Genomic DNA, 13589 nt, shown 5'->3' on the forward strand with positions numbered 1-13589 from the left:
GCATGCGCGGCAATGCGCCGGCGGGAGGCCGCATGAGCACGCTCACGACCGGCGCCACGCCGCGCGACGCGAAGGCGTGGCTCGTCACGCCCGCGCTCGCGTTCATCGTCGCGCTGTTCATCTATCCGTTCGCCTATGGCCTCGTGCTGTCGTTCCAGCCGATGAACGGCGGCAGCGCGCTCGCGAACTACGTGCAGTTCTTCACCGACACCGCGATGTGGCCGACCGTGCTCGTCACGCTGAAGCTCGCGGTGCCGGCGACGCTGCTCAACGTCGGCATCTCGGTGCCGGTCGCGTTCGCGCTGCGCCGCAACTCGCCGTACCAGAAGTTCGTCACCACGCTGCTCGTGATTCCGATCACGCTCGGCACGGTGCTCGTCGCCGACGGGATGCTCACGTACTTCGGCCCGAACGGCTGGTTCCCGCAAGCGCTGCAGGGGCTGCACCTGTACACGGACGAAGTGCGCCTCACGCACAACTACTGGGGCGTGCTGCTGTCGCTGATCGTGTCGGGCTTTCCGTTCGCGTTCCTGCTGATGCTGTCGTACATCAGCGGCATCGACCCGACGCTCGCACGCGCCGCGGCCACGCTCGGCGCGAACCCGTGGCAGCAGTTCCGGCAGATCTACCTGCCGCTGCTCGTGCCGGGGCTCACGATGGCCGCGTGCCTGTCGTTCGTGCAGGCGTTCTCGGTGTTCCCGTCGGCCGTGCTGCTCGGCGCGCCGGCCGGGCCGACGCGCGTGATCTCGATCGCGGCCGCCGAAGCCGCGTTCGAGAGCTACGACTATTCGCTCGCGTCGGCGATCGCGATCGTGATGGGCTTCGTGCAACTGCTGGTGGTCGCGTCGATGCTCGGCGCGCGCCGCTTCTTCTATACGGGGCCGGTGACAGGGGGCAAGGGCTGATGGCGACCGACAATCATGCCGCGCCGGCCTGGCCGCCGAAGCATGGCGCGCCCGATGCGCGCCCCGTCAACGCGAGGACACCGCAGAAGATGAGAAGCAACCTCGCCGGCCGGGCATGGAAGGCCCTCGTGTGGGGGCTGATGGCGTTCTTCCTGCTGAACGTGATGCTGCTGATCGCGACCGTCGCGGTGAACTCGGTCGCGACGCGCTGGTTCGGCACGCCGCTGCCGCAGGGCTTCACGCTGCACTGGTACGCGAAGGCGTGGGAAGACTTCCAGCTCGCGAGCGTGCTGTGGGTGACAGTCGAAGTGGTGGGCGCGGTCGTGCTGCTGTCGGTCGCGCTCGGCGTGCCGGCCGCCTATGCGCTCGCGCGCGTGCAGTTCCGCGGCAAGCGCTTCGCGCTGCTGGTGTTCCTGCTGCCGCTGATGGTGCCGCCCGTCACGTACGGGATCCCGATGGCGACCGTGATGTACAAGGTCGGGCTCGCCGGCACGCTGTCGGGCGTGATCCTCGCGAACCTCGTGCCGGCGCTGCCGTTCGTGATCCTCGTGATGACGCCGTTCATCGAGCAGATCGACCCGAATCTCGAGGCCGCCGCGCGCATCTTCGGCGCGAACACATGGCGCTATTTCCGCTACGTGCTGCTGCCGCTGCTGGTGCCCGGCATGCTCGCGGCCGCGCTGCTCGTGCTGGTGCGCACGATCGGGATGTTCGAGCTGACCTTCTTCACCGCCGGCCCGAGCACGCAGACGCTCGTCGTCGCGCTGTATTACGCGGTGTTCTCGACCGGCGTGCGCGCACCGCAGTCGATCGACGCGATGGCGATGATCTACATGGCCATCACGCTGATATGGGTCGTGATCGCGCTGCAGTTCGTGAGTCCGACGCAGCTCGTCAGCCGCGTGAAGCAGGAGCGGCAGTAAGCGCGGAGGACAGCGGCGGGGTAGTGACGCGCGTGCCGTGTCGTACCCTTCGGGCCGTCCGTGCTTGCGCAAGCCTGCGTGCAATTCGTTACAAATGGATACCGCGAACGACGCGCCGACGTTGCAGACTACGCAGCGTACCGGCCCGGCGATGCGTTCACTGGCATCGCCGCATGCCACCCGACGCTCACCCGACCCACGGAGTTCCATGAAGTTTCCCACGCTGCTGACGCTCGGCTGTGCGGCCACGCTGCTCGCCGCCTGCAACCTGCTCCACGACGGCCCCGGCTCGAGCGACGTCGACGCCGCGGTGCGCCGCGCGCTCGAAGCGGAAAACCACGGCGGCCTGAACGCGCTGTTCGGCCAGCCGCTGCCCGTGTCTGCCGACGTGATTTCCGCGAAGCCCGACGGCGACTGCAGGAAGATCCGCGAGCGCACTTACACGTGCGATGTCGTGGTCACGTGGCGCAACACCGATTACGCGCCGTCGCGGGCGAACCTGACCTTCGTGCAGGCCGCCGATGGGTCGTGGCAGACCTCGGGCGTCGACGCCGCCATCGCGACGGGCGCCGCCAAATCGCTGATCGACAAGATCGGCAACGCATGGCCCGGCAATGCGGCCAGCAGCGCATCGGCGCCGCGGTAAGTCGTCCATCGCGCCGCTTCGCATCTTCTCGCACCATCTCCCGAATTTTCCGATTCGCCGGCACGACGGGCTCCGGCCCGCTCGAACCGGTTCCGGCAACAACGCCCCGCATTGACGACCGTATCGAAATTCCGCCGGCGTAATTCCGGCGCCGCCGCGGCCCGCGCGCGTTCGGTTGCTGCGGTGCAACGCCCACCACGAACGCCATCGTTCGCTCGTCGCCTTGCAGTCCTAATAGATGCAATCTATATATATGACTAATTGACGCGTACCACGGCAACGGCGCGGCGCACCATCAAATCGACAAAACCGGGTGCCGAAGGGGAACCCAGCATGGACGAGAGCGTGTCTGTCGCACGGATGTGTTCGGGTACCTCGTCTTCGAACGTGTTGCACCGGCTTGTCCGTCCACGCTACCGACGCACGCTTGCGTTAATCGCGTGCTGCGCCGCGATGGCCGGCCCCGCCGCGTGCATCGCGGCGGAGCCCGGCGTGAGCGACGACACGATCCGCCTGGGCATGGTCAACGCGCAGTCGGGTAATTCCGCCGGGCTCGGACGCGGTCTGCTGATGGGCGCGCAGGCCGTATTCGACGATGTGAACGCGCGCGGCGGCGTGCACGGCAGGAAGATCGAGCTCGTGGTCGCCGACGATCGCTACGAGCCCGAGCGGACCGTCGACGACACGCTGGAGATGATCGAGCGGCGCAACGTGCTCGCGCTGTTCGGCTATGTGGGCACGCCGACGACCACCGCGGTGCTGCCGATGATCCGGGACGCTGGCATTCCGCTCGTCGGCACGTTCAGCGGCGCGATGGCGCTGCGCAGGCCGGTCACGCCGGAGGTATTCAACATCCGCGCGAGCTACGAAGACGAAACGCGCGCGCTGGTCGAGCGTTTGCTCGCGCACGACCACGCCAAGCGTTTCGCGGTGTTCTACCAGGACGACGGCTTCGGGCTCGCGGTGCTGGCCGGCACGCGGCTCGCGCTGCAGCGCCATGGCCTCGACGTCGTCGCGACGGGAACGTTCCGGCGCGGCACCACGGCCGTCGACACCGGCCTGGCGGCCGTCCTCGAGGGGCGGCCGGACGTCGTCATCATGGTCGGCCCGTATACGCCGGTGGCCGCGTTCATTCGCGCGGCGCACCGCGAAGGGCTGAACGCGCGGCTCGCGGCGGTGTCGTTCGTCGGCACCGACGACTTGCTGCGCCTGCTCGGCGAAGAAGGAAACGGCACGCTGATCTCGCAGGTCGTGCCGCTTCCGCAGAGCGAGCGCCCCGTCATCCGCGACTGCGTCCGGCTGATCGAGCAACGCTTTCCGGGCGAACGGGCCGGTGTGGTGCACATCGAGGGCTGCCTCGACGCGAAGATCGCGCTGATCGGGCTGGAGCGCGCGGGCCCGGCGCCGACCCGCGCCACGCTGAAGCAGGCGCTCGAATCGATCCGGCATGTCGACCTGGGCGGCCTGGTGGCCGACCTGAATGCCGACGATCATCAGGCGTTCGACGACGTGTTCCTCACCGAAATCGCACACGGCCGCGTCACGCCGCTCGACGCACCGGCCAGATAACCGGCCGGACGGCCGCGCGCTGGCCGTCCGATTGGCCATCCCGATTGGCCATCCCGATCCTGGAGGGCTGCATGGACATCAAGGCGAAGCTCGTCACCAGCACCAGCCTGATGCTGCTCGGCGCGGTGGCGATTGCCATGACCAGCCTGATCGCCGTGCACGGTATCGCATCCGGCGTGCGCACGCTGACGACGGAATCGCTGCCGCTGCAGATGCACAGCAACGAGCTGCAGCGCGCGTACGCGGAACTCGCGGTGAATTTCGGCGAGCTCGAGCGGGCGCGGGACGCATCGGAGCGTGAGCAGTCGTCGTCGGAGATCGACACGCAGTTGCAGCGCATCGCGCGCATCACGGCGGCCGTGCGCGCGATCGACGGGCACGGCGGCATCGACGCGCCGTCCGCCGACCTGCGCACGATGCTCGGGTCGATGAACGAAGGCGTCGACAAGCGCCTGCGGGGCGACGCGCAACTCGTCGCCGAACGCCAGCTGATCGAACGCGTGCAGGCACGGGGCACCACGCTGCTGGGCGAGATCGGCAAGGAAACCGATCGGCTGGGCGCCGACGCCGATGCGAGGGTGAACGACGCGCTCGCGGCCAATACCGCCTACAACCGGACGATTCATGCGCTCGACCAGGTCCGGACGAACGTCAAGGACGTCACGACCGTCGCCAGCCGCGTCGACGTCGCGCCGAACCGATATCGGCTCGCGCCGCTGCGCGAACGCATGCAGGCGTCCATCGACGGCGCGCGCAACGCACTCGCGATCGCGGCGCCGAACCTCGATGCCGCGACCGCGCAGGGCATCACGAGCGCGCTCGGGCGCGTGGCGGCCGACATCCTCGACGGCAACGACGGGCTCGTCGCGCTGCGCGCCGGCATGTTCGCGCAACCGTCCGTCACGACACGCTACCGCGCGAAAGAGGACCAGGTGCTGCGCGCGCTCGACGCGCTGGATGTGAAGCTCGCGGAGATCGCGGATCCGTTCGCGTTGCGGATCGTCGCTGCGCGCCAGCGCCTCGACGAAGCGATCGCGTTCCGGGGCCGCGCCGCGCGGATTGCGTCGCTGTCGGCCGCCGTGAACGGCGGCATCAACACACTGGCGTTCAACCTGCGCATGGTCGCGCAAAGCGAAACGGCCGAGCGTCTGAAGCACGCCGACACCGAACTGCACAAGCTTGCCGGCACGCTCGCGCAGTCCGCGAGCGCACTGCGCGACGCCCTCGTCACGGACGGGCAGGGCAACGCGAACCGCGCACAGGCGGTGGTTGCGCTCACCACGGAACTCGCCGGCGCCGCGCGCCGCATCGTCGCGGTGAAGTCGGACATGCTGTCCAACGACGTGGCGATGCAGCGCATCGTCGCGGACGTCGACACCACCGCCAATCGCCTCGCGGCCTACACGGAACAGCAGGCGGTGCGCGTCGATCTGCAACAGCGCGGCATCGTGTCGGACGTGTACCGGGCCGTGACGAGCGCGTTCCTGATGATCGTGGTGGTCTCGTTCCTGCTTGCGATCGGCGGGTTCGTGATCAGTCATCGGCTCGGCACGTCGATTGCGCGCCCGCTGTCGAGCCTGACGCGCACGATGGCGCGCATCCGCAGCGGCAGCGACCTGTCGCTGCGCATGTCGCACAAGGGCAGCGACGAAATCGCGGCGCTGATCGCCGGCTTCAACATGATGCTCGACGAAATCGAGCGGCGCGACGTCGATCTGCAGGCGGCGATCGCGACGGCCGAAGCCGCGAATTCCGCGAAATCGGATTTTCTCGCGAGGATGAGCCACGAGATCCGCACGCCGATGAATGGCGTGCTCGGCATGACCGAGCTGCTGCAGCGCACACGGCTGACGTCGAAGCAACGCAAGTTTGTCGACACCGTGTATCGGTCCGGCCAGACGCTGCTCGTGATCATCGACGACATACTCGATTTTTCGAAGATCGAGGCGGGCAAGCTGACGCTGGAGCGCATCGATTTCAACCTGCATCAATTGCTCGACGACGTCGTCGCGCTGATGGAGCCCAATGCCCAACGCAAGGAGCTCGAGCTCGTGTACCAGCGCGCGGATTCCGTTCCGCAGCGCATGCGCGGCGACCCGGTCCGCCTGCGCCAGATCCTGACGAACCTGCTCGGCAACGCGATCAAGTTCACCGAGCACGGGCACGTCGGGCTCAGCGCCGCGTATTCGGACGACGGGCGCATCGTGTTCAAGATCGCCGACAGCGGCATCGGCATCGCGCCCGATGTCGCCGCGCAGTTGTTCCGGCCGTTCCAGCAGGCCGACAGTTCGACCGCGCGCCGATACGGCGGCACCGGCCTCGGGCTCGTGATTTCCCGCCAGCTCGCCGAGATGATGGGCGGCACGCTCGCGCTCGACTCGACGCCCGGCAAGGGCTCGGTATTCACCGTGACGACGCCGTTCGAACCGGCGTCCGGCGAGGTCGGCGTCGCGGCGCACGGAAGACCGTCGCTCGCCGGCCTGAGGGTGCTGATCGTGGACGACAGCGAGACCGATCGCAGCGTGCTGCTCGAACATGCGATCGAATGGCACCTGTGCGTCGCCTCGGCTATCGGCGGCGACGATGCGCTGTCGCAGTTGCGGGCCGCCGTCGCCGACGGTGCGCCGTTCGACCTCGCGATCATCGACGTGCGGATGCCGGGCATGGACGGCATCTCGCTCGTGCAGCACATCCGCCGCGATCCGGCGCTGCGTGCGCTGCGGATCATCACGCTGACCGCGTTCGAGATGATGGACAGCATCCAGGTCGCGCACGAACTCGACATCGCCGCCCGGCTGACGAAGCCGCTCCATGGCAACGATCTCTATACGGCGATCGCGGCGGCGGTGCACGTGATGCCGCCTCGGCTGGCGTCGGCCGCGCCCGTGTCGGATGAAGCCGGGGCGGACTCGGGCAGGCCGCTCGACGAGATCGCCGCGCGCGTGCTGCTGGTGGAGGACAACGCGGTGAATCAGCAGATCGCGCTCGCGATGCTCGAAGACACCGACTATCGGGTCGCCGTGGCCGACGATGGCGAGCAGGCATTGAAGATGCTCGAGCAAGACGCGTTCGACGTGGTGCTGATGGACTGTCAGATGCCGGTGCTGGACGGCTTCGAGGCGACGCGGCGGCTGCGTCGGCGCGAAGCCGAAGCGGGCGCGCCGCGCCTGCCGGTCATCGCGCTGACGGCCAATGCGCTCAGCGGCGACCGCGAGCGCTGCCTGGCCGCCGGCATGGACGACTATCTCGGCAAGCCGTTCCGCCGGGATGCGCTGCTGCAGACGCTCGCACGCCATGTTCGCGGCGGGGCACACGTGCCGGCCGCCGCGAGCGAAAACGCGGAAGCGGTGGCCCGGACCGGTATCGAAACGAACCTCGAAGCAAGCATCGAAACGCGTCCCGCAACGAGCGTGGCAACGAGCGCGGCAGCGGCCGCCGAGCCGGACGAAGACGCGAACGTGATCGACCGCAAGGCGCTCGATGCATTGCGCGCGCTCCAGCGGCCCGGCCGCCCGGACGTGCTGACGCGGATCATCGATCAATTCACGATGGACGCGCCGCGGCTGATCCGCGACATGCACGCCGCGGTCGAAGCGGGCGATGCCGACGCGCTGAAGCTCGCCGCCCATACGCTGAAATCGAGCAGCGCGAACGTCGGCGCGCATCTGCTGTCGGCCCGCTGCCGCGAGATCGAGCGGCTGGCGCGCGCTGCCGACGTGAACGCGGCCGTCGAGCTCGTCGCCGGCACGGATGCGGAATTCGAACAGGCGCACGCCGCGCTGGTCGCGGAGCGCGTCGAAAGTTGACTGGCCGCCGGCCGATCGCCACCGCGATCGCGAAGCGACAGATACAGGAACAGGAGGACGGTCGTGAACCACGAACATGCCGATTTGCCGGCGATTCTGATCATCGACGACGACGCGATGACGCGGATGCTGGTCGTGGAAACGCTGGAGCCCGATGGTTTTCGCGTCGAGGAGGCGACGGGGCCGCAGGAAGGCATCGAAGCGTTCCTGCGTCATCGTCCCGCCGTCGTGCTGCTCGATGTCGAGATGCCCGGCGGCGACGGCTTCGACTGTTGCCGCGCACTGCGCGCGTTGCCGGAAGGCCGCCGCGTGCCGATCGTGATGCTCACCGGCAACGACGACGACGCATCGATCGCCAGCGCGTTCGACGCCGGCGCGACCGATTTCGTGTCGAAGCCGATGCGCTGGAAGCTGCTCGGCTACCGGATCCGGTATCTGCTGCGCGCCGCCGCGGCGGTCGAAAAGCTGGCGACTACCGAGGTCAGCCTCACGCATGCGCAAGCGCTCGCGCATGTCGGCAACTGGGAATTCCAGGCGGGACGCACGGACGGCTACTGGTCGCCGGAGCTGTACCGGATCCTCGGGCTCGACGCGGAGCACGCGCCGCCGACGTTCGAGCGGCTGCTGCAGGCCGTGCCGGCCGACGAACAGCCGTTGCTCGTGCAGTCGTTCACGAGCCTGCGCACCGAAGGCGTACCGTTCTCGCTCGAGCATCGGCTCGTTCACGCGGACGGCACCGAGCGCTGCGTGCTGCATCAGGCGGAGTCGGGGCGCGATCCGAACCACGCGATCATCCTGCGCGGCATCGTGCAGGACATCACCGAGCGCAAGATGCAGCAGGGCCGCATCGAATATCTTGCCAACCACGATGCGCTCACCGGCCTGCCCAATCGCAACCTGCTGAGCGACCGGATGGAGCAGGCGATGTCGCAGGCGCGCCGCACCGGGCAGCTCGTCGCGGTGATGGTGCTCGACCTGGACCGCTTCAAGCACATCAACGACAGCTTCGGCCACTCGGTCGGCGACGGGCTGCTGCGCGTCGTCGCCGCACGGCTGAAGCGCTCCGTGCGCGATGGCGACACGGTCGCGCGGCTCGGCGGCGACGAGTTCGTCGTGATGCTGGTCAACCTCGCGACGCAAGCGGACGCGGACGTGATCGCCCGCAAGATCCTCGACACCTTCATCGAGCCGTTCACGCTCGACGAACACGACCTGCACGTGACGACCAGCGTCGGCGTGAGCCTGTGCCCGACCGACGGCACCAACGCCGAAACGCTGCTGAAAACGGCCGACGCCGCGCTGTATGCGGCGAAGGAACACGGGCGCAACTGCTACCGCTTCTATACACGCGAACTGGGTGCGCGGGTCGAGGAGCAGACCATCCTCGAGAACGCGCTGCATCAGGCCGTCGCGAACCACGAGCTCGAGCTGTACTACCAGCCGAAGGTCGATCTCAAGACCGGCCAGATCAGCGGCGTCGAGGCGCTGATTCGCTGGCGGCGGCCGGGGATCGGCGTGATTCCGCCCGACCGCTTCATCCCGATCGCCGAAGACTGCGGGCTGATCTTGCCGATCGGCGAGTGGGTGTTGCGCACCGCGTGCATGCAGGCCGTCGCATGGCGCCGGGAAGGCCATCCGCCGATCCGGATCGCCGTCAACCTGTCGGCGCGCCAATTCCGGCAGCAGGACGTGGCCGCCATGGTGCGCACGACGCTCGAGGAGACCGGCCTGGCGCCGGACTCGCTCGAACTCGAACTCACCGAAAGCGTGCTGATGCAGGACTGCGACGCGATCGCGCACACGCTGCGCGAACTGAAGGCGCTCGGCGTCGTGCTGTCGCTCGACGATTTCGGCACCGGCTATTCGAGCCTGTCGTACCTGAAGGACTTGCCGATCGATGTCGTGAAGATCGACCGGTCGTTCCTCGACGACGTCACCACCAGCGCCGAAGGCGCTTCGCTGACGCGCTCGATCATCGCGATGGCCGAGTCGCTGCACATGGAGACGGTGGCCGAGGGCGTGGAGACCGAAGCGCAGCTGTCGTTCCTGAACCGGCATCGCTGCCATGCGATGCAGGGCTACTACTTCAGCCATCCGGTCACCGGCGATGAAATCGCCGACATGCTGTCCGCCGGCTCGCAGCTTCCCGAGCACTGCCGGCAGCGCGAATTGCTGCACCGGACGCTGCTGCTGGTGGACGACGACCGCGAGGTCCTGCGCAGGCTCAGGCGGGCGCTCGGCCGCGACGGCTACGAGATTCTCGACACCACCGATCCCGACGAAGCGCTCGTCCTGCTCGCGCAGCATCGCGTCGGCGTGATCGTGTCGGATTTCCGCATGCCGAGCCTGTCCGGTATCGACCTGCTGCAGCGTGTGAAGGCGCTGTACCCGGACATCGTGCGCATCCTGCTGTCGGGCTACGGGGAAGGGGACTCGCTCGCCGACGCGGCCGGCAACGGGTCCGTCCAGAAATTGCTGATCAAGCCGTGGGATGTCGCGCTGCTGCGCAAGCATATTGCGGAGTCGTTCCAGCGGTTCGAGCACAGTTCGCTGCAGAATCGGGTGGGCCTCGGCGCGGGCCATCTCGGCATTCATCCGTCTCCGCTCAGGGCCGTCGACGTGGCGCAGGCGCCTGGGCGGACTTGAACGGGAGATGGGAATCGACAGATAAAAGGGGTACGACCTGGGTGATGTTCGGTATGCCGCCGCGAATATAGGGAAAACCCTTATTCTTCGGTATAATGTCGGCCTAGAAGAAAGGTCGAACCATGCCAGAACGTTTCCAACCCCTTGAAAAATTTGTGTTTTCCCTGGTCGTGATGTCCGCGGTCGTCTGCTCCGCCTTCCTGGCGTACGAGCGTCATCCCGAGATCAAGATCGCGCTGCACGAAGGCGAAGCGCTGATGCGCGAAAGCGCCAAGTATTCGGTCATCTGCTCGCCGTCCAAGGTCGATCCTTGCGTCGAGATGTCCGCTTACTGACGCCCGGCCGTCCACTGGCCGCTCCATACTGATTCCCGCTGACGCGCGGCCGATGGCCGACACGCGTCGGCGGCGCGCATCGCGCATCCGCGCGCACCGGTTCGGGTTGCGCGTCGCCTGAATACCGCCTCCCCGATTGGCCTATCCCGCTGCGGTGAGTTGTCCGCAACGCGGCGTCGCGTCTTTCTGTCTACGCGCGGCCGATGGCCGACACGCGTCGGTGGCGTGCATCGCGCACCCGCGCGTACCGGTTCGGGCAGCGCGTCGCCTCAATACCGTCTCCCCGATTGTCCGATCCTGCTGCGACGAGTTGCCCGCAACGCGGCGTTGCGTCTTTCTGCCTTCCTGTCTTGATGTCCGGCGAGCCGGCGCGTCGCTGCCGACGCCAGGCGCGCGTCGGGCTTGCATTGCGCGAGCGCACTTTCCCGCGCGGAAAGGCGGCGCGGCGTTCTTCCGGTTCTCTGCCGTGCGTGCCTTTCCGTTCGGGAAAGGCTGGTTGAGCATCGATCGATTTTCGCCGGGCGCGAACGCCGTCATGATCGCCGTCATCGACAACACGATTTCATCGGAGACAGTCATGACGCGACCCCTGGACGGTATCCGCGTGCTGGAACTCGGCCAACTGATCGCCGGGCCGTTCGCGGGCCGGATGCTCGCCGAATTCGGCGCGGACGTGATCAAGGTCGAGCCGCCCGGCGTCGGCGACCCGCTGCGCAAATGGCGGCTGCTGCACGACGGCACGTCGGTCTGGTGGGCCGCGCAGTCGCGCAACAAGACGTCGCTCACGCTCGACCTGCGCACGCCGGAAGGGCAGGACGTCGTGCGCCGCCTCGTCGCCGAGACCGACGTGCTGATCGAGAACTTCCGGCCCGGCACGCTCGAAGGCTGGGGGCTCGGCTGGGACACGCTGTCCGCGATCAACCCCGGGCTCGTGGTGCTGCGCGTGTCGGGCTTCGGGCAGACCGGCCCGTATCGCGACCGGCCCGGCTTCGGCGTGATCGCCGAGGCAATGGGCGGGCTGCGCCACCTCACTGGCGAACCGGGTCGCACGCCGGTGCGCGTCGGCGTGTCGCTCGGCGATTCGCTGTCGGCGCTGCACGGCGTGATCGGCATCCTGCTCGCGCTGCGGCATCGCGAGCAGCAGGGCGGCAACGGGCAGGTCGTCGACGTCGCGCTGTACGAATCAGTCTTCAACATGATGGAAAGCCTGCTGCCCGAATACTCGGCCTTCGGCGCGGTGCGCGAGGCGGCCGGCAGCAGCCTGCCCGGCATCGCGCCGACCAACGCGTACCGTTGCCGCGACGGCAAGTACGCACTGATCGCCGGCAACGGCGACAGCATCTTCCGGCGCCTGATGGAATTGATCGGGCGTCCCGACCTCGGCGGCGATCCCGCGCTCGCGCACAACGACGGGCGCGTCGCGCAGGTCGCGCGCATCGACGCGGCGATCGGCGAATGGAGCGCGCGGCACGACCTCGACGACGTGCTCGCCGCGCTGAACGACGCGCGCATCCCGTCGGGGCGCATCTACGACGTCGCGGACATCGCGGCCGATCCGCATTACCGCGCGCGCGACATGATCGTCGACGCCGCGCTGCCCGACGGCACGCCCGTGCTCGTGCCGGGCATCGTGCCGAAACTCGGCGCGACGCCGGGGCGCATCGAGCGTCCCGCACCCGCGCTCGGCGCCGATACCGACACGGTACTCGAATCGATCGGCATCGATGCCGCGACGCGCGACGCGTGGCGCACGCGCGGCGTGATCTGAACCGGCCAGCGGAGCGACGACATGCGTAAGCCAACCCAACGACTCTATATCCACGAAGTCGCGACACGCGACGGTTTCCAGAATGAAGCGGCGTTCGTCGACACCGACGACAAGATCGCGCTCGTCGACGCATTGAGCGCGTGCGGTTACGCGAAGATCGAGGTCACGTCGTTCACGTCGCCAAAGGCGATCCCTGCGCTGCGCGACGCGGAGGCCGTGATGCACGGCATCGTGCGCGCGCCGGGCGTCGTCTATACGGTGCTCGTGCCGAACGTGCGCGGCGCGCAGCGCGCGCTGTCGTGCGGCGTCGACGAGGTGAACCTCGTGATGTCAATGAGCGAGAGCCACAACCGCGCGAACCTGCGGATGACCCGCGAGCAGTCGTTCGCCCAGCTGCGCGACGTGATCGACGCGATGCGCGGCACCGGCGTCGCGATCAACGTGTCGCTGTCGACCGCGATGGGGTGTCCGATGGAAGGCGACGTGCGCGACGAAACCGTGCTCGCGTGGATGCAGCGCTTCGCGGATCTCGGCGTGCACGGTTTCACGCTGTGCGACACGACCGGCATGGCGTATCCGTCGCAGGTGCGCGCGCTGGCCGAACGCGCGCGCGAACGCTTCGGCGCGCTGCAGCTCACGCTGCATTTTCACAATACGCGCGGGATGGCGCTCGCGAACACGCTCGCCGCGCTCGACGCCGGCATCGACCGCTTCGACGCGTCGCTCGGCGGGCTCGGCGGCTGTCCGTACGCGCCGGGCGCCTCCGGCAACGCATGCACCGAGGAGCTCGTGCACATGCTCACGCTCGACGGCTACGATACCGGCATCGACCTCGCGGCCGTGCTCGCCGCGGCCGCACGGCTGCCCGCGCTGATCGGGCATGACGTGCCGAGCCAGATCCTGAAGGCCGGGCGCCGCTCCGACCTGCATCCGGCACCGTGCGCCGAAGCCGGCGACATGCCGGTGCAGCGGGCTTTTTCGTGAACAGTCG

Annotated in this window: 9 protein-coding genes; all 9 read left to right on the forward strand. The window is 68.1% G+C overall.

The annotated features are described in order from the left end of the window. Positions 1 to 32 precede the first annotated feature (32 nt). The 9 genes from ACP26O_RS08475 to ACP26O_RS08515 all read left to right on the forward strand — a co-directional run bounded on the left by ACP26O_RS08475 (position 33) and on the right by ACP26O_RS08515 (position 13582). Positions 33 to 905 carry an ABC transporter permease gene (locus ACP26O_RS08475; RefSeq protein WP_175665217.1) on the forward strand — a complete coding sequence of 291 codons (873 nt, stop codon included), beginning with the start codon at positions 33 to 35 and terminating at the stop codon, positions 903 to 905. Beyond that, a complete protein-coding gene (locus tag ACP26O_RS08480) occupies positions 905 to 1828 on the forward strand; it encodes an ABC transporter permease (RefSeq protein WP_175665218.1) in 924 nt (307 codons plus the stop codon). The genes ACP26O_RS08475 and ACP26O_RS08480 overlap by 1 nt, the downstream gene beginning before the upstream one ends. A 208-nt stretch (positions 1829 to 2036) precedes the next feature. Then, positions 2037 to 2474 carry a hypothetical protein gene (locus tag ACP26O_RS08485; RefSeq protein WP_165751421.1) on the forward strand — a complete coding sequence of 146 codons (438 nt, stop codon included), beginning with the start codon at positions 2037 to 2039 and terminating at the stop codon, positions 2472 to 2474. Between the two features lie 492 nt (positions 2475 to 2966). Then, positions 2967 to 4043, forward strand: a complete 1077-nt coding sequence (locus ACP26O_RS08490; RefSeq protein WP_244099020.1) for an ABC transporter substrate-binding protein — start codon at positions 2967 to 2969, stop codon at positions 4041 to 4043. 71 nt (positions 4044 to 4114) lie between these two features. After that, positions 4115 to 7849: a hybrid sensor histidine kinase/response regulator gene (locus ACP26O_RS08495; protein WP_175665220.1), complete on the forward strand. Its 3735-nt coding sequence runs from the start codon at positions 4115 to 4117 to the stop codon at positions 7847 to 7849. 63 nt (positions 7850 to 7912) lie between these two features. After that, positions 7913 to 10495 (forward strand): EAL domain-containing protein, encoded by a 2583-nt coding sequence (locus tag ACP26O_RS08500; RefSeq protein WP_175665221.1) that lies wholly within the window; start codon positions 7913 to 7915, stop codon positions 10493 to 10495. A 122-nt stretch (positions 10496 to 10617) separates the two neighbouring features. Next, positions 10618 to 10830 (forward strand): hypothetical protein, encoded by a 213-nt coding sequence (locus ACP26O_RS08505; protein ID WP_006753449.1) that lies wholly within the window; start codon positions 10618 to 10620, stop codon positions 10828 to 10830. A 577-nt stretch (positions 10831 to 11407) separates the two neighbouring features. Further along, on the forward strand, positions 11408 to 12598 hold the full coding sequence (locus ACP26O_RS08510) for a CaiB/BaiF CoA transferase family protein (RefSeq protein WP_175665222.1): 1191 nt from the start codon (positions 11408 to 11410) through the stop codon (positions 12596 to 12598). A 21-nt stretch (positions 12599 to 12619) separates the two neighbouring features. After that, a complete protein-coding gene (locus tag ACP26O_RS08515) occupies positions 12620 to 13582 on the forward strand; it encodes a hydroxymethylglutaryl-CoA lyase (RefSeq protein ID WP_175665223.1) in 963 nt (320 codons plus the stop codon). Positions 13583 to 13589 lie beyond the last annotated feature (7 nt).

It is taken from the genome of Burkholderia sp. R-40, from assembly GCF_049942845.1.
GTDB lineage: Bacteria > Pseudomonadota > Gammaproteobacteria > Burkholderiales > Burkholderiaceae > Burkholderia > Burkholderia ambifaria.

Excerpts from the sequence above, each read along its gene's own strand:
- ACP26O_RS08495 (WP_175665220.1), top strand. The coding sequence starts at position 4,115 with ATGGACATCAAGGCGAAGCTCGTCACCAGCACCAGCCTGATGCTGCTC.
- ACP26O_RS08515 (WP_175665223.1), top strand. The coding sequence starts at position 12,620 with ATGCGTAAGCCAACCCAACGACTCTATATCCACGAAGTCGCGACACGC.
- ACP26O_RS08480 (WP_175665218.1), top strand. The coding sequence starts at position 905 with ATGGCGACCGACAATCATGCCGCGCCGGCCTGGCCGCCGAAGCATGGC.
- ACP26O_RS08485 (WP_165751421.1), top strand. The coding sequence starts at position 2,037 with ATGAAGTTTCCCACGCTGCTGACGCTCGGCTGTGCGGCCACGCTGCTC.
- ACP26O_RS08510 (WP_175665222.1), top strand. The coding sequence starts at position 11,408 with ATGACGCGACCCCTGGACGGTATCCGCGTGCTGGAACTCGGCCAACTG.
- ACP26O_RS08505 (WP_006753449.1), top strand. The coding sequence starts at position 10,618 with ATGCCAGAACGTTTCCAACCCCTTGAAAAATTTGTGTTTTCCCTGGTC.
- ACP26O_RS08475 (WP_175665217.1), top strand. The coding sequence starts at position 33 with ATGAGCACGCTCACGACCGGCGCCACGCCGCGCGACGCGAAGGCGTGG.